This is a genomic window from Pseudomonas sp. GM60 (assembly GCF_000282415.1).
In the GTDB taxonomy this organism is placed as follows: domain Bacteria; phylum Pseudomonadota; class Gammaproteobacteria; order Pseudomonadales; family Pseudomonadaceae; genus Aquipseudomonas; species Aquipseudomonas migulae.
Map to the genome: position 1 here is coordinate 23,020 of NZ_AKJI01000031.1, position 22,319 is coordinate 45,338.

Below are 22,319 nucleotides of genomic sequence, written 5' to 3' on the forward strand. Positions count from 1 at the left end.
AATGCGGCGCCCTGATTTACAGGTAGTTCATCTCAAGCGTTGCAGAACCATCGATCAGCACTTCGTTGGTCAGATCAAGTCCGTCGGCCCGCGCAATCGAAGTAGCGATTCCCAGTTCCAGGGTCAGGTCCTGAATAGGTATCGGCGAGCCTGGATTACCGATGGCCGCCACCGACATGTATTGTCCGGGCCACATGAAAATTTGGGACCGCCAGTCGTTCTTCCCATCCACGGATTTAATTGTCTGTACGGCTTCGCCATCGGCGACGGCATTTATCATCGTCAGTAAATAACCTCCCAGTTTTTGGGTTTCATTGATCTTGCCCACGCCGAAAAACACGCTGGGTGCCTGCGAAGCCGAGCCGGCTCGATTGTCCTTGGCGAACAGGGCAAATGGCGTGGGGCCGTCGCATTTCACGCCCAGCATCAGTGTTTTTTCTTCGAGGGGGGTGGACGTGTTCTGTTTCAAATCTTTGGCTGGAATCTTTCCATAATCGACGATGCCGTCGCTGGACAGGCTCGGGGTGCAAGCGTTCGGGGTGATGAGGCCAGTGACCGTCAGGTCCGTCGACGAGGCGGCGAAGGTGAGCGGCGAAGTCAGGACGATGATCGCCATCGTCAGTGCGTGTGGAATTTTTTTCATGGGACAGGTTTCGCTGTGTCTGGTGAGCGGAATCAGTCCTTGCCCGAGGCATGACCTCGGGCAAGGTGCATGGCTTACAGGTACTTCATTTCAAATGTTGCTGAACCGTCGACAGTGACTTCATCGGTCAGAGTCAGGCTGTCCGCCCGGGCGATATAGGTCTTGATTTCCAACTCCATCGTGAGGTCTTTGACGCTAAGGGGGCGGTACTCTCCGACCGATGTCAGCTCACCGGGGCCTATATGGTTCGTGGGAAACCAACTCACTCCGTTTGCCGAGTAGATTGCTTGCACAGTGTTCCCGTCTGCTAATGCGCTTTTGATAACTGCCTGGAACATGCCCAGTTTTTCAGATGCGTTGGTTTCCCCCAGACCGAACGCGTTATCGGCCAGCGAGGTCACAGCTCTGTTATCAATAGCATTCAGCGCGAACGTATTCGCTGCGTTACAAGCTACGGTGAGCTGCATTGGCTGAGTGTTTACCAAAGTGTTTGAAGTCATTTTGAGATCTTTCGCCGAGATTTTGCCGATGTCGACGATCCCTCCCCCGGAAAGCGTCGGGGTGCATGCGTTCGGGGTGATGAGGCCAGTCACCGTCAAATCAGTGCTCGAAGCCGCCAGCGCATAAGGCGCAACGCCAATCAACGCGGTGGCGGAGAGTGCTGCAAAGTACTTTTTAAACATTTCTTGCTCACTTCTATGGTTATTGCCCTGACTGCCCCAAGGCGCTCAACTGCGCCCTGGATCCAGCAGGATCGGGTTGGGTGTTACAGGTAAATAATCTCGATCGTCCCCGCGCCATCGAGCTCGATGGCGGTGCTCAAATCCAGGCTGTTGGTGGGGGCGATGACGGCGTCCACGGTCACCGTGGTGCTGAGGTTCTGGATCAGTACCGGGCCGGCGTTGCTGCCGGCGTTGTCGGTGAACGCCAGGTAACGGGTCTGGCCGATGGGGATCGGGTTGGCGCTGCCGGTGCTCCAGGCAGAGCCCGCAGTGGAGGAGTCGATTCGATAGAGGCGGGCAAAGCCGTCGGCATTGGCGTTTGCCGGGTCGACGCTCAGTGAATAGCGGCCAATCCTGTTGCTGCGACTGTCCTTGCCCAGGCCGTAGTCAATCTCGCTGTTGAGCGTCGCCGAGCCTGAGCGGTTGTCATGCATGATCAGTGCGAAGGAGGCCGGCGCGTCGCAGCCGACCATCAGCGTCAACGACCTGGGCGGCAGGCGCGTGTCCTTGTCCGCGTTGAGGTCTTTTTTCGACAGGGTGCCGAAGTCGACCACGCCGCCGTTGGACAGCACTGGCTCGCAGGCCGCCGGGGCGAAGCGGGCGCGCAAGGTCGCCTCGCGGGTGCGTCCGGCGCCGATGGCGTCGAATACCCCGAAGGCTTCCCAGGTCACCGCGTCACGCACCTGCATGCCTTGTTCTTGAACCCAGGCAGTCAACTCAAGTTGCGCCGAGAAAATGCGCCCCTGCATCGGCACGCCGGCCTGCATCGGCACGACCCCGTGTTCCGGTCGCCAGATCAGGTTCGATGCTGTTTCGGTCGGTGGCTGACCGGCCCCGGCAATCAACCCGATCTCCACCGACTGGCCGTCGAGCACGGCGTCGCGAATGCGTACCTGATAGCTGCCGCGTTCGGCAAAGTGAAAGCGTTCGGCGGTCGCGGCCATCGCCCGGTAGAACAGGCTCATGTCGATGGGCTGTGCACAGCTCACGGTCAGGCTGAGCGGGCGCTCGCCGAGGTGTCGTTCCGCTGCCGCATCGGGGCGTATCGCCCGGTTCATCAGCCCGTAATCGAGCACCGGCTGGCTCAGGCTGAACTGACAGTCATCGGTGGACGCCGAGGCCAGTGGCGTGTGTCCGCTCAGTGCCAGGGGCGCGAGGGTCAGCAGCAAATAGCGTGACAGGTTCATGAAGTCATCCTCAGAGGGCTCGGCACTTGGCGGGGGCGGTTTCGTAGTACGCGTTGGTGTCCGCGTCGGCGGGCAGTTCGAAGCGCAGTTCGCAACGCTCCAGCCCCGGCACGCTGATCCACAGCGCGCGGCGGTCGAGGACGTTGGGCAAAAACACCAGGCCGCCGTCCTGCACCAGGGTCACGAATTCACCGTCCTCGGTGTTCACGGCGGCCCCGCGTGGCAGGGGCGTGCCATTGGCGGTGGTGGCCTTGAGCAAGGCTCGACGGGTCATCGTGATGCCGAATTCAACGTTGTCGACGGCGCCGCGACCGGCCGAAATCACCGCCAGCCCGTTGTGAATGTCGGCGTTGCGCGGCAGGGTTTTGGTGTCGACTTCCACCGGGCTGCGGCCGTACGCCGCCACTTGCGGGATCACCGCCTGACCTTGCCAGTCGGTCCACACCGGACCACTGGGCGTCGACACTTTGATCGAACCCATGTCGCCCACGGACAGCAGCGCAAAGGTGTCGCTCACCGGGTACGGCGACAGCGTCAAACCACCGCCGTGCAACACCGCGCCGCCACGGGCGCTGGCCTGATAGCTGGAGCGTTCATCGTCGGCGCGGGTGTAGTTGAGATCGAGTTGGGCGTAGCGCGGCAGCAGTGAAACGCCGGCCGTGGATTGCACCTGTTTGTCGCGGGTGTCGTGTTCGACGCCGACCCGGTAACCCAGTTGATCGTTGACCCGTTCACTCAAGCCGACGCCGCTGCGGTATTCGCTGGCGGAACTGCGCACCCAAGTGCGCGCCCGGCGGTTCTCGCCCAGCGGAATGCTGAGGTTCAGGTAGACGCTGTCATCGTTACGGCTGGCGCCGCTGACCTGCCATTCGGCAGTCGCCGAGACCGACACGCCAGCGATGCTGGTGCCCCAGGAGGCGAGGGCGCGGCTGCTGCTTTGGCCGTCGAACGAACTGGAGCGGCTGAAGCCGCTGCTGAAGGCGCCGAGCCATGGGTGCGACCACGACAGGGCTGCGCTCTGCTGATCGCGGTAACGGGAGTTGCTGTTGTCGGACGTGTTGTCGAACACCGCTTCTTCCAGTTCCCGGTAGCCGAGGGTTCGGTAAGAGCTGCCGGCATTGAGCGCCCACTGCTCGTTCAACCGGTGCGAGACGCTCAGGTCAGCCTGAAGTCCCTGGCTGGCTTGCTTGCCGCTGGCGTGCGCGCCGGTCAGCGTGGCTTGCACCTGGGTGGCGGGCGAGGGCAGCAGGCCGACGCTGGCGCCTGCCGCGCGATAGTCGGCGGCGCCGGTCAGGCCGGCGCTGAGCAACACTTGCGGGGTGAGCGCGCCGCTCCAGCCGCCGCTGATCACCCAGGGATCGCCCGCTTGCGCATCACCGACACTGCGCACCTGACCGGCCCCCAGCGAGTAACCGGGCGCTGGCAAACTGACCCCCAGCATCGCGGCCTGCACGGTAAAACTGCGCTCGCTGCCATCGGTCTCCTTGATCGTGACTTCCACGTCGGAACGCGTGTTGAGCCGTCGTACGTTGGTGAGCGCGAACGGGCCGGCGGGCACCACCGTGGAATGGATCAGCGAACCGTTCTGGCGAACCTCGATCTGCGCCTGACTGTTGGCGATCCCTTCAATGACCGCGCTTTGCCCTTCGACCTGCAGCGCTTGCTCGTTCAGCACTTGCACGCCGGTGATCTGCGCACCGGCGAGCACAGGGTTGTAGAGGTTGATCTGACCCGCCTGCAGCACCGCTTCCTGGCTGGCGAAAGTGCGCTGGGCATAGGCTGCAATGTGCGTGGTGTGGGAGATGTCGTCCTGCCAGGTCTGTACCTGACGGCTGCGCACGATCCAGTCACCAGCATTGAAACCGAGTTCGGTGTTGGCCGAGGCGTAGCGGCTCGAACTGTCCCCTGAACGGCTGTGCATACCGGTGACGTCGTAGTTGATCAAACCGGCAATACCGCCGGTTTGATAACCGGAAAAATCCCGGGCCGTGGGGCGTATCGCGTCGGTGGGCACGATCAACGACAGGGCAAGGTTCGCGGGGTCCGGTTCGATGACGGCCTGCGGCGCGGAGCCAAGAAAATCGTGGCACTGACCCTCGTCCAGCGTAAGCGCGGGCACCGTAAGGTTCGCCGCATCGAGCAGTGCGCGATCGAAGCACAATGCCCCATCGCGATTGAACGTGACGTCGACCCGGCCATGGCGCTGACCGTTGACCGTCAGCGTGACTGGGTGCCGGCCGGCCGTGAACTGCGGCGCCTGCATCAGCAACGTCGCCAGCGCCGGATCGATGCCGCGCTGCAGCAACGTGTCCTTGTCGAACGACGCCTCACCGTGGGCGTCGAGCACCATCAGCGCGTTGCTCAGCAGCAACGCCACTGTGGTTCGCCGCCGCCATGGATGAGGGCGAGCGGCGCCCCGAATAACGGGCACGGCTTCGCCATCACGGTAAATCGATACTGTGTTCATCGGGTTCACTTGGGTTATTGCGGCATGCGGTTACAGGCACGCCTGTGGCAACGGCCAGACGACCGTCGCCTTGAAACATGGGCGCTCATCGTTCTTTGATGACGCCGTCAGGGCGGTTCAGGACTGGATGGGCGCCTCGTAATGCGGCACCGCAAAACCGTAGACCGTTGCCGGTTGAAACCGCACCTGCGTGGCGCTGCCTTCGGGCACCTTGATGCTGATGTGCTCACCGGGCAGCACGTAGGTTTTCGGCAACATCGCGTTGCCCGCCGCCGGCAACAATTGCACTTCCTGGCCCAGGCGGACCACATAAGGCGTGTCGTTGCGCACGGTCAGTTGATCGTCCTTCAGCGACCATTGCAGGTCGGTCCACGGCGTGCGATTGGGCGCCAGGCCTTTGGGGTGCAGGATCACCGGCAGATTCTGGCGCACCGTCACGCCGACCCGTGCCTGCCCGGCTTCGGCGGGGGCTTTGCCCTGGGGGATGCCTTCAAAGATCACCCTTTTCAAACGCTGGGTGAGCAGGGGCTTTTCCGTTTGCAGAATGAAGCGCACCAATTGGGTTTTGCCCGCTTCGACGCGCGCCAGCGGCGGCGTCACGAACACCAGCGATTCGCTGTCCTCGGCAATGTCCTCGAGGGTGACGTGCATCAACGCCAGGTTGGCATCGGTGTTGGTCACGGACACGGACGCTTCGCCGTCGGCCTCGTTGACGATGACCACGGAAGTGTTCGGCACCATGCCGTCGGCCTGAGCCTGTGCGCTCAGCAGCAGGGCAAATGCGCCGAGGCTGGAATGGAACAGATGACGGGTGACTCTGAAAAGCATCGTCATGACGTGTCTCGTTGAATATTCGAAAAAATGGAGCCGGGAACACCGGCCTATCAATAGTTCAGTTGCACGGTGACATGCCCGTCGATAGGGATTTCGTCGGTCAGCGTCAGGTCGTTCGCGCGAACGATGGTGGTAAACGTCGTGAGCCGCGCACGCAGATCCTTGATGGCGATCGGTGTGCTCAAGTCGGTCAACGCCGCGAACGCGGTCTGGCCGGCGTGCCCCAGGTAGGAAGACACTCGCCAGGTGGCACCGTCGTTGAGGGAGATGATGGTTCTCACCGCCGCCCCATCGGCCACCGCATCGAACAGGCCGAACGCGACACTGCCCAGGTTCTGGTCATCGTTGATGACGCCCAGCCCGTGACTATTGGGGTGAATGGCGGAAGAGCCTTCGCGGTTGTCGATTGTCGTCAGGGTAAATGGCGTGGCGCCATCGCAGTTCACCTCCAGGTACAGCGTGCCGTTTTCCAGGGCTGTGGGCTGGTCCGGTTTCAGGTCTTTTACTGTCAATTTGCCGTGGTCGACGATGCCGCCACCGGACAGGCTGGGTGTGCAGGCGCTGGGGGTGATCAGGCCGGTGACGCTCAGGTCGGCGCTGCTGGCGGCGAAGGCCATGGGGGCGCAGGCGATCAACAGAGGCGTCAATAGAGCGAGGGAGCATCTTTCCATGATGGGTCGTCCTTTGAGTGAGCGGGCAACGCCGAGGGCCGGGCGTTGCCTGTTGATGAGCGTGGTTTATAAGTAAATGACTTCGAGCGTCGCAGCGCCGTCGAGCCGCACTTCGTCGGTGAGGGTCAAGCTGTCTGCCCGGGCGATGATTGCGCCCACTTCCATATCCACAGTCAGATTCTTGATTGGGGTCGGTAACAAGGTCCCCGTAGAGCGATCGCCAAATGCAGCCCATGTTCCGGGAACGTGTCCTGCGACGACAGATGGGGACCACGTAGTGCCCTGATCCGCGGAAATGAGCACGTCTATTGAGCCGTTTTCCGAAACCGCACTGCTAAATCCAAGGTCGAACCCACCGAGCTTCTGGTTGGTGTTGATCAGGCCGAGGCCATACAAGTGCGAACGAAACGCGGTGTTCTCGCGATTGTCTTTCAGGTGCAACGCATACGTTTGCGCGGCATCGCAATCGACGTTCAGTTTCAACGAGGGGCGGCCTAGAAAGGTCCAATTGGTTTGGTGGAGATCCGTGGCTGACGTTTTTCCGAAATCCACGACACCGCCATTGGCCAGGCTCGGTGTGCAGGCCGTCGGAGTGATTCTGCCCGTTACGGTCAGGTCAGTACTGGACGCCGCGAACGCCGACGAGGCGCCGGTCAGCAGCAAAGCAGCAGTCAGAAGGGATAAACGCTTGTTCATGTGTTGGCTCTTCCTTGATGAAAGATTGTTGGGAGTTGCCCTGTTATGGACAGGGCGCAATCTAACGATCGAAGTAGCCAGGCGGAATGCAACTAATACGAAAACGAACAGCCCGGTGTATGAAAGCGTGTTGCGGGCTACAAATCGCCCTCCTGCATCACGTTGTCTGTAGTCCTTCTGTGTGGCCGATGTAGCTTGCAAACGTAGGGCGGTTCTTTTTGTTTTATAGGAGAAAGAACACCCCCCCGATTACATTGGGCGAAGTGGTTTTACGGTCGGGAACGGGCGTTGTGGTGGGAACAGTACGGCGCTATTTTTCGCGCATTCCAGCCACCAAACAGGATAAATCCGACAATGCGCGTAATCATTGCTGACGACCATCCGGTCGTTCGTATCGGCTTGCGGATGCTCGTCGATCTGAACCGGACATGTGTGGTGGTGGGGGAGGCCGATGGTCCTGACAGCCTGTTGAGCCTGCTGTACACGACGCCTTGTGATCTGTTGATCACCGACTTTTGCATGCCGGGCAACATGCAGGCCGACGGGCTGAAGATGCTGAACCGGGTGCGACGTGGCTACCCGACGATGCCGATCATTCTGGTCACGATGTTTGCCAACGTCACCACCCTGAGGGCGGCGTTCGCACAAGGCGTGGTGGCAATCATCGCCAAAGGCGCGTCGGCGAAGGAGTTGCCGATGGCGATAAAATCCGTGTCTGAAGGGCGCCGGTACATCAGCGAGTCGTTGCGCACAGCGCTGCTTCAGGCCGACGCCAGGGCCCGGTCGAGTTGCGCTGCACTGTCGGCAAAAGAGCACGAGGTTGTGAGAATGCTCGCCAGCGGAATGACCGTCAGTGAAATCGCCGGCTACTTCAAACGCAGCGTTTCGACCATCAGCAAACAGAAAAACATGGCCATGCAGCGACTGGGCATTTCCACGGATGTGGACCTGTTTGCGTATGCCCGTGAGAGTGGCATGGTGCATTAGGCTTCGGCACACCTGGGGGTATTCCCGCCACGAATGCCGGTAGTGTTCCGTTCATTAGTTGACTATCGTGCAGGCAATTCTACGAAACCCATTTTCAAACCAGGGAGCTTGCCCATGAGTGATGCCCACAACGCCTTGATCACCCGATTCTATGAGGCCTTCCAGCGCCTGGATGCCGAGGCCATGAGCGCCTGCTACACCGACGACGTGGTGTTCAGTGATCCGGCATTTGGCGAATTGCGCGGGCGCGACGCGGGCGACATGTGGCGCATGCTCACCACCCGTGCCAAGGATTTTTCCCTGACTTTCGACAACGTGCGCAGCGATGATCGCAGCGGCGGCGCGCATTGGGTGGCGACGTACCTGTTTAGCCAGACCGGCAATACCGTGGTCAACGACATTCAGGCGCGTTTTGTGTTTCGCGACGGCAAGATCTGCGAGCATCACGACCGTTTTGATCTGTGGACCTGGTCGCGTCAGGCGCTGGGGTTCAAGGGGTTGCTGCTGGGCTGGACGCCGCTGGTGAGAAACGCCGTTCGCGCTCAGGCCTTGAAGGGGCTGAAGGCTTTTCAGGCCAGTCGCTGATAAGATCGCGGCTTGTTTTCTTTCAAGCCCTGACCGTCACGTGAACACGCCGAGCGAACCCGCCGCCATTGCCGCCGAACCGACGCTGCCCGCCAGCAAACCCTGGTTCGTCTACCTCGTTCGTGCGGCCAACGGTTCGCTCTACTGCGGGATCAGCGACGATCCCGTCCGCCGCTTCGCCACTCACCAGAGCGGCAAAGGCGCGCGGTTCTTCCTTTCCAGCCCGGCGGTGGCCTTGGTCTACACCGAAGTCTGCCGCGACAAAAGCGAAGCGCTGCGCCAGGAACGGCTGATCAAAAAACTCAAGAAAAGCGCCAAGGAATGTCTGGTGGCGACCTTTGCTGCGGGCTTATCAATCTGATTGATCAGTTCCCATCAGGCAGATCTGTAGGCTGCTCGTGGATTGCGCGCTAAGCTGCAGATTCCTGATCCGTGCGGCGGAACCGAGCATGTCCGAGTTGATTCTTCATCATTACCCGACGTCCCCCTTCGCCGAAAAGGCCCGCCTGCTGCTGGGCTTCAAGGGTCTGTCCTGGCGCTCGGTGAAGATCTCGCCGGTGATGCCAAAACCCGATCTGACGGCTTTGACCGGTGGCTATCGCAAGACGCCGGTGTTGCAGATTGGTGCGGATATTTATTGCGACACGTCGCTGATCGCCCGTCGACTGGAGCAGGAAAAAGCCTTGCCTGCGTTCTTCCCGGAAGGCCAGGAAATGATCGCCGCGACGTTCGCTGCCTGGGCGGATTCGGTGGTGTTCCAGCATGCCGTAAGCCTGGTGTTTCAGCCTGCGTCGGTCGCGGTGCGTTTTGGCCATTTGCCGCCGGAAGCAATCAAGGCGTTCCTCGCCGATCGCGCCAGTTTTTTCAGCGGTGGCAGTGCGACAAAGTTGTCGGCCGAACAGGCGCGGCATCAATGGCCGACGATCATGTCACGCCTGGAGCAACAGCTGCAGCGCGAGCAGGGCGACTTTCTGTTTGGTGAACCGTCGATTGCCGACTTCGCCCTGGCTCATTCGCTGTGGTTCCTGAAAGCGACACCGGTGACTGCGCCGCTGGTTGATGCGTACCCGGCGGTTGCCGCGTGGCATGCACGGGTCTTGGGTTTCGGGCATGGTGCGTTCAGCGAGATGACATCCGAGGAGGCGCTGGCGGTGGCGCGTAATGCTACGCCTGCCGCGTTGCCGGATGAGCAGTTCGAAGAGCCAAACGGGTTTGAGGCGGGTCAGCAGGTGGCTATCACGGCGACCGACTACGGTGTTGATCCGGTGGCCGGGGAGTTGCTGTTTGCCGGGCGTGAGGAATTGATCGTGCGTCGTGAGGATGAGCGTGGCGGATTGGTGAATGTGCACTTTCCGCGGTTTGGGTTTCGTATCGAGCGCACTAACAGCTAACGACGTACACCGACCTGTAGGAGCCGGCTTGCTGGCGATAGCGGTGTATCAGTCAACATATTCATCGACTGACCCACCGCTATCGCCAGCAAGCCGGCTCCTACAAGGGATTGTGTCGTGTTCAGGAGTTACTTCAGGGCTGCGAGGATGGTATCCGGGTCATACCCGCGAATCAGCGTTCCGTTGACGTCGATGATCGGAATCCCGCCGCCACCCAACGCTTCATAAGCCTTGCGCGCCACGGCGTCTTTCTCGATGTCGAATTCCTTGTACGGAATGCCTTTCTGATCAAGAAAGCGCCGGGTCAGTTTGCAGTAACCGCACCACTCAGTGGCGTAGAGCACGACGTTAGCCTTGGCCTGAGTCTGTTCCGACACCATCTGCGAGGGGTTGAACACTCGCTCGATCTTGCCCCAGTTCTGATAAACCACGACCACCAGCAGGATCAGCAGGAATTTCTTCAGCACGCTGCCAAGCATCAGTTGCGTCGCTTGAGCTGGTCAGTCAGCTGAGTCGGCAGGCCTTTGATGATCAGCGTGCCGGCTTCTTCGTCGTACTCGATCTTCGAGCCCAGCAGGTGCGCTTCGAAGCTGATAGACAGACCCTCGGCGCGACCGGTGAAGCGGCGGAATTGGTTCAGGGTGCGTTTATCCGCCGGGATCTCTGGCGAAAGCCCGTAGTCCTTGTTGCGAATGTGATCGTAGAAAGCTTTCGGACGCTCTTCGTCGATCAGTTCCGAGAGTTCTTCCAGGCCCATGGGTTCGCCCATTTTTGCCTGGCTGCTGGCGTAATCCACCAGGGTCTTGGTTTTTTCGCGGGCGGACTCTTCCGGCAAATCTTCGCTTTCCACGAAGTCGCTGAACGCCTTGAGCAGCGTGCGTGTTTCGCCCGGGCCGTCGACGCCTTCCTGGCAGCCGATGAAGTCGCGGAAATACTCCGAAACCTTTTTGCCGTTCTTGCCTTTGATGAACGAAATGTACTGCTTGGACTGTTTGTTGTTCTGCCACTCGGAGACGTTGATTCGCGCCGCCAGGTGCAACTGGCCCAGATCGAGGTGGCGGGACGGGGTCACGTCCAGCTGATCGGTCACGGCAACGCCTTCACTGTGGTGCAACAGCGCGATCGCCAGGTAATCGGTCATGCCCTGCTGGTAATGCGCAAACAGCACGTGGCCGCCCACCGAGAGGTTCGACTCTTCCATCAGCTTCTGCAGGTGTTCCACCGCCACGCGGCTGAACGCCGTGAAGTCCTTGCCGCCGTCGAGGTATTCCTTCAGCCAGCCGCTGAACGGGTGCGCCCCGGATTCGGCATGGAAGAAACCCCAGGCCTTGCCTTGTTTGGCGTTGTAGCTCTCGTTGAGGTCGGCAAGCATGTTCTCGATGGCGCTCGACTCGGCCAGTTCAGAGTCGCGAGCGTGGAGAACTGCGGGCGTGCCGTCGGGTTTTTTGTCGATCAGGTGGACGATGCAATGACGGATCGGCATGGGCTTCTCGGCTGTTTGATACGGCTTGTTGGAGAGAGCAGGGCAGGCTCCCGAAAAAGTGCCAAGTGTACCGCAACCACTGGTTTTGGCGCGGTGCGAAGGGCAATTCGTAGCCGACCGACGGCCCTTATGCAGTTTTTTCCTGTTTTAGAGCAATAAAGCTGACCAAATGGGTAGCAAGAAGCGGATATTTCCCCGTCTCTGTGCTAGTTTTGCCCGGTCTTACGCGAAGTCACTGCGTTAAGCGTGCATTCAGCATTTGTCAGGTCGAACCAAACCCTGATTTCGGTATCTATAACCCCGATCCCGTGGTTATTGGCCGAGGGTGCCAGATCCAGAAGATCGGGCTCGATGGCTGACACTGCACTCTGCAATCCATATGAATTTGATAGGGAAGGAACACTACATGGCTCTTACTAAAGACCAACTGATCGCCGACATCGCTGAAGCTATCGACGCGCCAAAAACCACCGCGCGTAACGCTCTGGACCAACTGGGCCAAATCGTTGCCGATCAGCTGGAAAACGGCGGCGAAATCACTCTGCCAGGTATCGGCAAGCTGAAAGTGACTGAGCGTCCTGCCCGTACCGGCCGTAACCCTTCGACTGGCGCTGCCATCGAAATCGCTGCCAAGAAAGTTATCAAGCTGGTTGTGGCCAAAGGCCTGACCGACGCTGTTAACAAGTAAGACGCAGTAAAAAAAACCGTGCTCCGGAGTGATCCGGGCACGGTTTTTTTGTGCCTGCGATTTGGTGCTGGGCTCGCAAACACCGCAAAACCCATTGTAGGAGTGAGCCTGCTCGCGATTGCGGTGTATCAGTCAATTTTTTTGTGACTGACATACCGCAATCGCGAGCAGGCTCACTCCTACAGTTGATCTATGGCGGTCAGGTACTCAGCTTTTTTTAACCCAACGCTCGCGCCGCCAGACCTGCTGCTCGGATTTGGTCTGGAAGGTCCACGCAACGAAGCGGCTTTGCTTCTGGCCCTGGGACATTTCCACGACCTGGCTTTCCAGAACCCCGGCCTTTTTCAGCGCCGTCTCAATCGCTGGCAGGTTCGAGGCTTTCGAGACCAGGGTGCTGAACCACAGCACTTTGTGCTGAAAGTGCGCGCTCTCGGCAATCAGCTGTGTCACAAAACGGGCTTCGCCACCTTCGCACCACAATTCGGCCGACTGACCGCCGAAGTTCAGCACCGGCAGTTTGCGTTTCGGGTCGGCGCGGCCCAAGGCGCGCCATTTGCGCTCACTGCCTTTGGTCGCTTCGTCCATCGAAGCGTGGAACGGCGGGTTGCACATGGTCAGGTCGAAGCGTTCGCCGGGTTCGAGCAAGCCCAGCAGAATGTGCTTGGGATTAGCCTGCTGGCGCAACTGGATGGCCTTGTTCAGACCATTGGACTGGACGATGGCTTTGGCGGCGGCCACGGCCGTCGGGTCGATTTCCGAACCGAGGAAGTGCCAGCGGTAGTCGCTGTAGCCGATCAGCGGGTAGACGCAGTTGGCGCCCATGCCGATGTCGAGCACCTTGACCGGCGCGCCTCGCGGGATTTCGCCGTCATTGACGCTGGCCAGCAGGTCGGCCAGGAAGTGCACGTAATCAGCACGGCCCGGCACCGGCGGGCAGAGGTAATCGGCCGGAATGTCCCAATGGGCGATGCCATAGAACGATTTCAGCAGCGCCCGGTTGAACACCCGCACCGCGTCCGGGCTGGCGAAGTCGATGCTTTCCTTGCCGTACGGGTTGATGATCACGAACTTCGCCAGTTCCGGCGTGGTTTTGATCAGCGCCGGGAAGTCGTAACGACCCTGATGGCGGTTGCGCGGGTGCAGGCTGGCCTTTTCGCGCGGTTCCACGGCTTTGGCCGGGGTGGCGGGGTCAGGCTTCTTGCGCGCAGGGCGGGGTGTGCGGGGGGCGGTCATGGGCGTTGTCGATTCGGGTATGGCTGAAAGTGGCGGGTATTGTCCCACATCCCGGCCTTGTGAACCCAATTGCAAAAAACCCCGCCAATCCCTTGTAGGAGCGAGCCTGCTCGCGATGGTGTGTCAGCCACAGTTATGTCGACTGACACACCATCGCGAGCAGGCTCGCTCCTACAGGGGGATTTTTGGTGTTTGGGAGAATGTGGCTGACAAAAAAAGGGAGGCCACTTGGGCCTCCCTTTTTCATTGCGATCTGCCGTTACAGGCTGGCAATCCGCGCATGCTGCTCGGCCAGCTTGCCCAAAGCCTGTTCGGCTTCAGCCAGTTTGGCGCGTTCCTTCTCGATGACTTCGGCCGGAGCCTTGTCGACGAAACCGGCGTTGGACAGCTTGCCGCCCACGCGCTGGACTTCGCCCTGCAGACGCAGGATTTCCTTGTCCAGACGCGCCAGTTCGGCGTCCTTGTCGATCAGGCCGGCCATTGGCACCAACACTTCCATCTCACCCACCAGCGCGGTGGCGGACAGCGGTGCTTCTTCGCCGGCAGCCAACACGGTGATCGATTCGAGACGCGCCAGTTTTTTCAACAGGGCTTCGTTCTCGGTGAGACGACGCTGGTCTTCGGCGCTGACGTTTTTCAGGAAAATGTTCAGCGGCTTGCCCGGGCCGATGTTCATCTCGCCACGGATGTTGCGCGTGCCGAGCATCAGTTCCTTGAGCCACTCGATGTCGTTCTCGGCCGCCGGATCGATGCGCTCTTCATTGGCCACTGGCCAAGGTTGCAGCATGATCGTCTTGCCTTCGATACCGGCCAGCGGCGCGATGCGCTGCCAGATTTCTTCGGTGATGAACGGCATGAACGGGTGCGCCAGGCGCAACGCGACTTCCAGTACGCGCACCAGCGTGCGACGGGTGCCGCGCTGACGCTCGACCGGTGCGTTTTCGTCCCACAGCACAGGCTTGGACAGTTCCAGGTACCAGTCGCAATACTGGTTCCAGATGAACTCGTACAAGGCTTGTGCCGCCAGGTCGAAGCGGAACTGGTCGAGTTGACGGGTCACTTCGGCTTCGGTGCGTTGCAGCTGCGAGATGATCCAGCGATCCGCCAGCGACAGTTCGTAGGCTTCGCCGTTCTGGCCGCAGTCTTCGCCCTTGTCCAGCACGTAGCGCGCGGCGTTCCAGATCTTGTTGCAGAAGTTGCGATAGCCTTCGACGCGGCCCATGTCGAACTTGATGTCGCGACCGGTGGACGCCAGCGAGCAGAAGGTGAAGCGCAGGGCGTCGGTGCCGTAGCTGGCGATGCCGTCGGCGAATTCGTCGCGAGTCTGCTTCTCGATCTTCTTCGCCAGTTTCGGCTGCATCATGCCGGAGGTGCGTTTCTGCACCAGGTCTTCCAGCTCGATACCGTCGATGATGTCCAGCGGGTCCAGGACGTTGCCCTTGGACTTGGACATTTTCTGGCCCTGGCCGTCTCGCACCAGACCGTGAACGTAAACGGTCTTGAACGGAACCTGCGGCGTGCCGTCTTCGTTTTTCACCAGGTGCATGGTGAGCATGATCATCCGGGCAACCCAGAAGAAAATGATGTCGAAACCGGTCACCAACACGTCGGTGGAGTGGAATTTCTTCAGGAATTCGGTCTGCTCAGGCCAGCCGAGCGTCGAGAATGTCCACAGGCCCGAACTGAACCAGGTGTCGAGAACGTCGTTGTCCTGTTGCAGCGCAACGTCCGGACCGAGGTTGTGCTTGGCACGCACTTCGGCTTCGTCGCGACCGACGTAGACTTTGCCCGACTCGTCGTACCAGGCCGGAATCCGGTGGCCCCACCACAGTTGACGGCTGATGCACCAATCCTGGATGTCGCGCATCCACGAGAAGTACATGTTTTCGTACTGTTTAGGCACGAACTGGATACGGCCGTCTTCAACAGCGGCAATCGCCGGTTCAGCCAAAGGCTTGGTGGATACGTACCACTGGTCGGTCAGCCACGGCTCAATGATGGTGCCGGAGCGGTCGCCTTTCGGCACTTTCAGTGCGTGATCGTTGACGCTGACCAGCAGGTCGGCAGAGTCAAACGCAGCAACGATTTGTTTGCGCGCTTCGAAGCGGTCGAGGCCGACGTATTCAGCCGGGATCTTGCCGTCGATGCTTTCGTTCAGCGTGCCGTCGAGGTTGAACACCTGGCAGGCCGGCAGTACGGCAGCGTTCTTGTCGAAGATGTTCAGCAGCGGCAGGTTGTGGCGCTTGCCGACTTCGTAGTCGTTGAAATCGTGGGCCGGGGTGATTTTCACGCAACCGGTGCCGAATTCAGGGTCGCAGTAATCGTCGGCGATGATCGGGATGCGGCGGCCGACCAGCGGCAGCTCGACAAATTTGCCGATCAGGGCTTTGTAGCGTTCATCGTTCGGGTTAACCGCGACGGCGGCGTCGCCGAGCATGGTTTCCGGGCGAGTGGTCGCGACGATCAGGTAATCATTGCCTTCAGCGGTCTTGGCGCCGTCGGCCAGCGGGTATTTCAGGTTCCACAGGAAACCTTTCTCGTCGTGGTTTTCCACTTCGAGGTCGGAAATCGCCGTGTGCAACTTGGTGTCCCAGTTGACCAGACGCTTGCCGCGATAGATCAGGCCGTCTTCGTGCAGGCGCACGAACGCTTCTTTCACCGCTTCCGAGAGCCCGTCGTCCATGGTGAAGCGCTCGCGGCCCCAGTCCACGGACGAGCCGAGACGGCGGATCTGACGGCTGATGTTGCCGCCGGACTGATCCTTCCATTCCCAGACTTTCTCGAGGAATTTTTCACGGCCCAGGTCGTGGCGATTCTGGCCTTGGGCTTCGAGTTGGCGTTCCACCAGCATTTGCGTGGCGATACCAGCGTGGTCGGTGCCCGGCTGCCACAGGGTGTTGCGACCCTGCATGCGGCGGAAACGGATCAGGGCGTCCATGATCGCGTTGTTGAAGCCGTGACCCATATGCAGGCTGCCGGTGACGTTCGGCGGCGGGATCATGATGGTGTAGGACTCGCCCGCGCCTTGCGGGGCGAAGTAATTCTCAGACTCCCAGGTGTTGTACCAGGAAGTTTCAATGGCGTGCGGCTGGTAGGTCTTATCCATGCGCGGCGGGACCCTATTGGCATTAATTCAGGAAAAGCCGACGAGTATAGCGGGGCATGGGGCGCAGGGCGAGCGGGGGCGGACAGGGCGCAGTATCAAAAAACGCACATACCCCCCCCCTGTAGGAGCGAGGCTTGCCCGCGAAGGCGGTGTGTCAGTCAGTATTGATGTATCTGACATATCGCCTTCGCGGGCAAGCCTCGCTCCTACTGGGGGGTTGTGTTGGGTTCAGTCGTTGTACTGGCTTAGCAACCGCTCAAGGCGCGCGCTGAGGCGGCGTTTGATTTCGGTTTCGATGTGCGGGGCGAAGTCGTCGATCACGTCTTGCATGATCAGTTGCGCGGCGGCGCGCAGTTCGCTGTCCAGGTGCAGCAGGTCGTCTGGACCTTTGGCCGCGGGTGCCGGTTGTGCGGCAGCGGCGACTGGCGTCGGTGCGACGGTGGGCTGACTGGCGCTGACCGTGTCGAACAACATCGGAATCTGTTCCTGCTCTCCATCGTCGACCGTGTCGGTCAGCAGCGGTGGTTGCAGGTTGTCATCGCCGAGCAATTGGCGGATCGACTCAAGGTCGTCCAGCAGGTGCGCGGACTTTTGCAGCGGTTTTGGAGTGTCCATCGGAATGCTCAGAGTCGCTGTAAACGGTGATCTTGCAGAGGATAGCCCTGTTCGCGGTAGAAACGGAAACTCTCCCGCGCAGCCGTGCGTATCGCCGGATCCTCCACCACCACTTCCGCCACCCGGGCGAATTTGTTGGCAAAGGCCGGGACTTTCAGGTCGAGATTGACCAGCAAATCCTGATGTTGACCGCAGTCATCGCCAAGACCCAGCACAATCAAACCGTCCGGCTCGCTTTCGGCGGGGCCGTGGGGCACGAAGCTTTCGCCCTTGAAGGCCCACAGGCGCGCATCGAGATCGTCACGCTGGGCGGCATCGCTGCAATGCAGGTAGATGCGATGACCCATGCGCCAGGCTTTATCGGTGAGCTTGCAGGCGAAATCCAGCCGTGCCGAAGGATCGGCGCTGGGCAGGATATAGAAGTCGACTTTGGTCATTGCAGGTTCCTGGAATCAACTTCCGCGGAATCTGTAGGAGCGAGCTTGCTCGCGAAGGTCGTCAACGATGACGCAGGAAACCAGGTTAATCGCGTCGATCTTGAGTTTTTCGCGAGCAAGCTCGCTCCTACAGTGGTCAGTGGGGCGATGTTCAGGCTTTGGCGCGGTCCAGCAGGTACTGGGTCAGCAATGGAACCGGACGGCCAGTGGCGCCCTTGTCCTTGCCGCCGCTGGTCCAGGCAGTGCCGGCGATGTCCAGGTGCGCCCAGTTCAGGTTCTTGGTGAAGCGCGACAGGAAGCAGGCAGCGGTGATGGTGCCGGCTTTCGGCCCGCCAATGTTGGCGATGTCGGCGAACGGGCTGTCCAGCTGCTCTTGATACTCGTCGAACAGCGGCAGTTGCCAGGCGCGGTCGTCAGCCGATTGGCCGGCGCTCAGCAGTTGGCCGATCAGTTCGTCGTTGTTGCCCAGCAGGCCGGAGGTGTGCGCACCCAATGCAACGACGCAAGCGCCGGTCAGGGTTGCGATGTCGATCACGGCTTGTGGCTTGAAGCGCTCGGAGTAGGTCAGGGCGTCGCACAGCACCAGACGGCCTTCGGCGTCGGTGTTGAGGATTTCCACAGTCTGGCCGCTCATGGTGGTGACGATGTCGCCCGGACGCGAAGCGTTGCCGCTCGGCATGTTCTCGGCGCAGGCGAGGATGCACACCAGATTGATCGGCAGTTTCAACTCGAGCACGGCACGCAGGGTGCCGAAGACACTGGCGGCGCCGCCCATGTCGTACTTCATTTCATCCATGCCGGCGCCCGGCTTCAGGCTGATGCCGCCGGTGTCGAAGGTGATGCCTTTGCCGACCAGGGCGTACGGCTTCTCGGATTTCTTGCCGCCGTTGTATTGCATGACGATCAGGCGCGGCGGCTGGGCGCTGCCCTGGCCGACGGCGTAGAACGAGCCCATGCCCAGTTCCTTGATTTTCTTCTCATCAAGGACTTCGACTTTCAGGCTTTTGAATTCTTTACCGAGGTTTTTCGCTTGCTCGCCGAGGAACGTCGGGTGGCAGATGTTCGGCGGCAGGTTGCCCAGGTTGCGGGTGAACGCCATGCCGTTGGCGATCGCGGTGGCGTGGGCCACGGCGCGCTCGACTTCAGCCTGGGCCGCCTTGATGGTCACCAGGGTGACTTTCTTCAGGGCGCGAGGCTCGGCTTTCTGGCTCTTGAACTGATCAAAAGTGTATTCGCCGTCCACCAGGGTTTCGGCCAGCAGACGGGTTTTGCCATAGCTGTCGCGACCCTTGACGATCACTTCGTCCAGCGCCAGCACGGCATCGCTACCGCCCAGGCCTTTAAGGGTGTTGAGGATGCCGGCGATGATTTTACGGAACGGGCGGTCACCCAGTTCTTCGTCCTTGCCCACGCCGACCAGCAGCACGCGCTCGGCTTTCAGGTTCGGCAGGCTGTGCAGCAACAGGCTCTGACCGACTTTGCCGGCCAGGTCGCCACGCTTGAGCACAGCGCTGATCGCGCCACCGCTCAGTTCGTCGAGTTGTTTGGCAACGGCGCCGAGCTTGCGGCCTTCGCCGACGGCGACTACCAGGGTGGAGGTTTTCAACGTTTCTGGGTTAACGCTTTTTACAACCAGTTCCATGTCCGGGTCCCTGAATGATGGGTCAACACGCAAGTGCTCGACGACAGACGTTCGAGCCTGCTTATTTATAGAGTGAAAGACGCAAGTCACGGCTTGCGACAAAGGCCGCAGTTTGAACCTCGCTACCAGCGCCTGACAACCCTCGGTTGTACGATCTTCAGTGTTTACGTGATCACTGTAGGAGCAGCCGGTCGACGCTCGAATGCTCGCGAAAAACCTGAGACCGCCGCGGGGTGTCAGGTTTCCCGCGTTATCGTTGACGACCATCGCGAGCAGGCTCGCTCCTACAATGGTCGGCGAGCATCTGTGGGCGCGAGCCTGCTCGCGAAGAACGAGAGAGCACCGCGGGTTATCCCGCATCGCGCGCTATCGTTGAGGCCAGTGCTGTCGCGGCGCATTGCGCAGTGACAGGCGCGTCCAATCACAGGATAATGCGCCAACTTTTTTCGGCGGCTCTGTCTTGCGGGCTGCCTGATACGTTTGCTTGTTTGGCCGCCTTAGCCTGACAACCCTGGAGTGTCTGGTTTGATCGTCTTCCGTTACCTATCCCGCGAAGTCCTGTTGACCTTGAGCGCCGTCAGTGCCGTGCTGCTGGTCATCATCATGAGCGGACGCTTCATCAAATACCTCGCCCAGGCGGCGGCTGGCCTTCTGGATCCGGGCTCGTTGTTCCTGATCATGGGCTTTCGCCTGCCAGGCTTTCTGCAACTGATCCTGCCGCTGGGCCTGTTCCTCGGGATCCTGCTGGCCTACGGTCGCCTGTACCTTGAAAGTGAAATGACCGTGCTCTCCGCCACGGGCATGAGCCAGCAGCGCCTGTTCACCATGACCCTGTTTCCGGCCACCCTGGTGGCACTGGTGGTGGCATGGTTGAGCCTGAGCCTGGCGCCACAAGGGGCCAATCAGTTTCAGTTGCTGCTGAACAAACAGGACGCGCTGACCGAGTTCGATACCCTCGAGCCGGGCCGCTTCCAGGCCTTGCGTGACGGCACCCGGGTGACCTACACCGAAACCCTGTCGGATGACCGCATCCACCTCGGCGGCGTGTTCATTTCGCAAAAAAACGTCTCGTCGGACAAGAAAGATCGCGGGATTTCCGTGCTGGTGGCCGAGAAGGGCCGTCAGGAAATCCGCCCCGACGGCAACCGCTACCTGATTCTCGACAACGGTTATCGTTATGACGGTAATCCGGGGCAGGCCGACTATCGTGCGATCAAGTACGAAGAGTACGGCGTGTTGCTGCCTAAACCGGACGTCAGCGACGAAGTCACCGACCGTGATGCAATGCCCACCAGTTCGTTGCTCGGCAGTGATGACCTGCGTTCGCGCACCGAGTTGCAATGGCGCCTGTCCTTGCCCTTGCTGGTCTTCATTGTGACCCTGATGGCGGTGCCGCTGTCGCGGGTCAATCCGCGCCAGGGCCGTTTCCTCAAGCTGCTGCCGGCGATTCTTCTTTATATGGCTTACCTGAGCATCCTGATTGCCGCTCGCGGCGCCCTCGAAAAGGGCAAGATCCCGCCCGCGCTGGGCTTGTGGTGGGTTCACGCAATCTTCCTGACCATCGGCCTTGGCTTGCTCTATTGGGAACCCTGGCAGTTGAAGCGGGCGAGTCGCCGCAGCGCGCTGGAGGTGGCCCGTGGTTAAGCTCGATCGCTACATCGGTAGCAGCGTCTTTATCGCGATCCTGGCGGTACTGGGGATTATTCTCGGTCTGGCCACGCTGTTCGCTTTCATCGACGAGATGGGTGAAGTCAGCGATACCTACACCCTGGTCGATGTCCTGAGTTACGTCCTGCTGACCGCGCCGCGCCGTCTTTACGACATGTTGCCGATGGCAGCACTGATCGGCTGTCTGATCGGCCTCGGCAGTCTGGCCAGCCACAGCGAGCTGACCATCATGCGCGCGGCGGGCGTGTCGATCGGCCGGATCGTCTGGGCCGTCATGAAGCCGATGCTGATCCTGATGGTGGTGGGCGTGTTGATTGGCGAGTACATCGCGCCGGCGACCGAAAGCACCGCGCAGGCCAACCGCTCGCTGGCTCAAGGCAGTGGTGATGCGCAAAGCGCCAAGCATGGCCTGTGGCACCGTCAGGGCGAGGAGTTCATCCACGTCAACTCGGTACAACCCAACGGCGTGCTGTACGGCGTGACCCGTTATCGCTTCGACGATCAGCGGCACATATTGTCCTCGAGCTTCGCCAAGCGCGCGAAGTTCGATCAGGATCACTGGCAGTTGAGCGATGTCACGACCACGCTGTTCCATGACAAAAGCACCGAAGTGGTCACGGCCCCGGTCGAGCGTTGGAACGTGGCGCTGAGCCCGCAATTGCTGAGCACCGTGGTGATGTCGCCGGATTCGCTGTCGATCACCGGCCTGTGGAGTTACATCCACTACCTGGCGGATCAGGGGTTGAACAATGGCCGTTACTGGCTGGCATTTTGGGTCAAGGTGTTGCAGCCGCTGGTCACTGCCGCCCTGGTACTGATGGCGATCTCCTTTATCTTCGGTCCGCTGCGCTCGGTTACCCTCGGTCAGCGGGTATTCACCGGCGTGCTGGTGGGCTTCACCTTCCGCATCGTCCAGGACCTGCTGGGGCCTTCGAGCCTGGTGTTCGGGTTCTCGCCGCTGTTTGCGGTGCTGGTGCCGGCGGGTGTGTGCGCCCTGGCGGGTGTCTACCTCCTGCGCCGAGCCGGTTGATCGCTATGTAAATGTAGGAGCCGGCTTGCCGGCGATAGCGCATCACCGCGGTCATCCAGACCTACCGCGACGCCCATATCGCCAGCAAGCCGGCTCCTACAAAAACCACCAAAAACGCCCCTGTCGCAAGACCGGGGCGTTTTTTGTAGGTGCCGTCTGACCTGCGAACGTGACGCTTGCGCCGTGGATCAGGTACAATTCCCGGCTATTTTTCGGCGGGCCATGCCTGCAGCC

General features: G+C 60.5%; 21 protein-coding genes. 7 read left to right on the forward strand and 14 right to left on the reverse strand.

Features of this window, described 5'->3' with window-relative positions:
* Positions 1-16 precede the first annotated feature (16 nt).
* The 7 genes from PMI32_RS21505 to PMI32_RS21475 all read right to left on the reverse strand — a co-directional run bounded on the left by PMI32_RS21505 (position 17) and on the right by PMI32_RS21475 (position 7,220).
* Positions 17-643 carry a DUF1120 domain-containing protein gene (locus PMI32_RS21505; RefSeq protein ID WP_008026641.1) on the reverse strand — a complete coding sequence of 209 codons (627 nt, stop codon included), beginning with the start codon at positions 641-643 and terminating at the stop codon, positions 17-19.
* Positions 644-717: 74 nt separating this feature from the next.
* Entirely contained in the window at positions 718-1,326 is a 609-nt protein-coding gene (locus PMI32_RS21500; protein ID WP_008026644.1) for a DUF1120 domain-containing protein, read from the reverse strand.
* An 83-nt stretch (positions 1,327-1,409) separates the two neighbouring features.
* Positions 1,410-2,552, reverse strand: a complete 1,143-nt coding sequence (locus tag PMI32_RS21495; protein ID WP_008026647.1) for a DUF1120 domain-containing protein — start codon at positions 2,550-2,552, stop codon at positions 1,410-1,412.
* 10 nt (positions 2,553-2,562) lie between these two features.
* Positions 2,563-5,019, reverse strand: coding sequence for a fimbria/pilus outer membrane usher protein (locus PMI32_RS21490; RefSeq protein WP_008026648.1), 2,457 nt, complete (start codon positions 5,017-5,019; stop codon positions 2,563-2,565).
* Between the two features lie 117 nt (positions 5,020-5,136).
* Positions 5,137-5,853, reverse strand: coding sequence for a fimbria/pilus chaperone family protein (locus PMI32_RS21485; protein ID WP_008026652.1), 717 nt, complete (start codon positions 5,851-5,853; stop codon positions 5,137-5,139).
* Between the two features lie 50 nt (positions 5,854-5,903).
* Positions 5,904-6,524, reverse strand: a complete 621-nt coding sequence (locus PMI32_RS21480) for a DUF1120 domain-containing protein (protein ID WP_008026655.1) — start codon at positions 6,522-6,524, stop codon at positions 5,904-5,906.
* A 66-nt stretch (positions 6,525-6,590) separates the two neighbouring features.
* Entirely contained in the window at positions 6,591-7,220 is a 630-nt protein-coding gene (locus PMI32_RS21475) for a DUF1120 domain-containing protein (RefSeq protein ID WP_008026657.1), read from the reverse strand.
* A 354-nt stretch (positions 7,221-7,574) separates the two neighbouring features.
* Between PMI32_RS21475 and PMI32_RS21470 the strand changes: the two genes are divergently transcribed.
* The 4 genes from PMI32_RS21470 to PMI32_RS21455 all read left to right on the forward strand — a co-directional run bounded on the left by PMI32_RS21470 (position 7,575) and on the right by PMI32_RS21455 (position 10,183).
* Positions 7,575-8,207: a response regulator gene (locus PMI32_RS21470; RefSeq protein ID WP_008026660.1), complete on the forward strand. Its 633-nt coding sequence runs from the start codon at positions 7,575-7,577 to the stop codon at positions 8,205-8,207.
* 114 nt (positions 8,208-8,321) lie between these two features.
* Positions 8,322-8,792, forward strand: a complete 471-nt coding sequence (locus PMI32_RS21465; protein ID WP_008026662.1) for a nuclear transport factor 2 family protein — start codon at positions 8,322-8,324, stop codon at positions 8,790-8,792.
* Positions 8,793-8,832: 40 nt separating this feature from the next.
* The gene (locus PMI32_RS21460; protein WP_008026664.1) at positions 8,833-9,153 is read left to right on the forward strand and encodes a GIY-YIG nuclease family protein; all 321 of its coding nucleotides are present in this window, start codon (positions 8,833-8,835) and stop codon (positions 9,151-9,153) included.
* An 88-nt stretch (positions 9,154-9,241) separates the two neighbouring features.
* Positions 9,242-10,183 carry a glutathione S-transferase family protein gene (locus PMI32_RS21455; protein ID WP_008026667.1) on the forward strand — a complete coding sequence of 314 codons (942 nt, stop codon included), beginning with the start codon at positions 9,242-9,244 and terminating at the stop codon, positions 10,181-10,183.
* Between the two features lie 128 nt (positions 10,184-10,311).
* Here PMI32_RS21455 and PMI32_RS21450 read toward each other — a convergent pair whose 3' ends face one another.
* The gene (locus PMI32_RS21450) at positions 10,312-10,662 is read right to left on the reverse strand and encodes a glutaredoxin family protein (protein ID WP_008026668.1); all 351 of its coding nucleotides are present in this window, start codon (positions 10,660-10,662) and stop codon (positions 10,312-10,314) included.
* Positions 10,662-11,666 (reverse strand): nucleoid-associated protein YejK, encoded by a 1,005-nt coding sequence (gene yejK, locus PMI32_RS21445; RefSeq protein WP_008026670.1) that lies wholly within the window; start codon positions 11,664-11,666, stop codon positions 10,662-10,664. The genes PMI32_RS21450 and yejK overlap by 1 nt, the downstream gene beginning before the upstream one ends.
* Before the next feature lie 406 nt (positions 11,667-12,072).
* Here yejK and PMI32_RS21440 point away from each other — a divergent pair, with 406 nt between their 5' ends.
* Positions 12,073-12,354, forward strand: coding sequence for an HU family DNA-binding protein (locus PMI32_RS21440; RefSeq protein ID WP_007905514.1), 282 nt, complete (start codon positions 12,073-12,075; stop codon positions 12,352-12,354).
* Positions 12,355-12,561: 207 nt separating this feature from the next.
* Here the strand turns inward: PMI32_RS21440 and rlmF are convergent, their stop codons facing one another.
* From rlmF to PMI32_RS21415, 5 genes are all read right to left on the reverse strand, one after another.
* A complete protein-coding gene (gene rlmF / locus PMI32_RS21435) occupies positions 12,562-13,587 on the reverse strand; it encodes a 23S rRNA (adenine(1618)-N(6))-methyltransferase RlmF (RefSeq protein ID WP_008026672.1) in 1,026 nt (341 codons plus the stop codon).
* 259 nt (positions 13,588-13,846) lie between these two features.
* Positions 13,847-16,693: a valine--tRNA ligase gene (locus PMI32_RS21430; protein ID WP_008026674.1), complete on the reverse strand. Its 2,847-nt coding sequence runs from the start codon at positions 16,691-16,693 to the stop codon at positions 13,847-13,849.
* Positions 16,694-16,921: 228 nt separating this feature from the next.
* Positions 16,922-17,308 (reverse strand): hypothetical protein, encoded by a 387-nt coding sequence (locus PMI32_RS21425; protein WP_008026675.1) that lies wholly within the window; start codon positions 17,306-17,308, stop codon positions 16,922-16,924.
* A gap of 8 nt (positions 17,309-17,316) precedes the next feature.
* Positions 17,317-17,745, reverse strand: coding sequence for a DNA polymerase III subunit chi (locus PMI32_RS21420; protein ID WP_008026678.1), 429 nt, complete (start codon positions 17,743-17,745; stop codon positions 17,317-17,319).
* A 151-nt stretch (positions 17,746-17,896) separates the two neighbouring features.
* Positions 17,897-19,387, reverse strand: a complete 1,491-nt coding sequence (locus PMI32_RS21415; protein WP_008026682.1) for a leucyl aminopeptidase — start codon at positions 19,385-19,387, stop codon at positions 17,897-17,899.
* Between the two features lie 525 nt (positions 19,388-19,912).
* On the opposite strand from PMI32_RS21415, the gene lptF reads away from it, so the two are divergent.
* Both lptF and lptG read left to right on the forward strand, forming a co-directional pair.
* The gene (lptF, locus tag PMI32_RS21410) at positions 19,913-21,031 is read left to right on the forward strand and encodes an LPS export ABC transporter permease LptF (RefSeq protein ID WP_008026684.1); all 1,119 of its coding nucleotides are present in this window, start codon (positions 19,913-19,915) and stop codon (positions 21,029-21,031) included.
* Positions 21,024-22,085, forward strand: a complete 1,062-nt coding sequence (lptG, locus tag PMI32_RS21405; protein ID WP_008026686.1) for an LPS export ABC transporter permease LptG — start codon at positions 21,024-21,026, stop codon at positions 22,083-22,085. Before lptF ends, lptG begins: the two co-directional genes overlap by 8 nt.
* Positions 22,086-22,319: the final 234 nt, after the last annotated feature.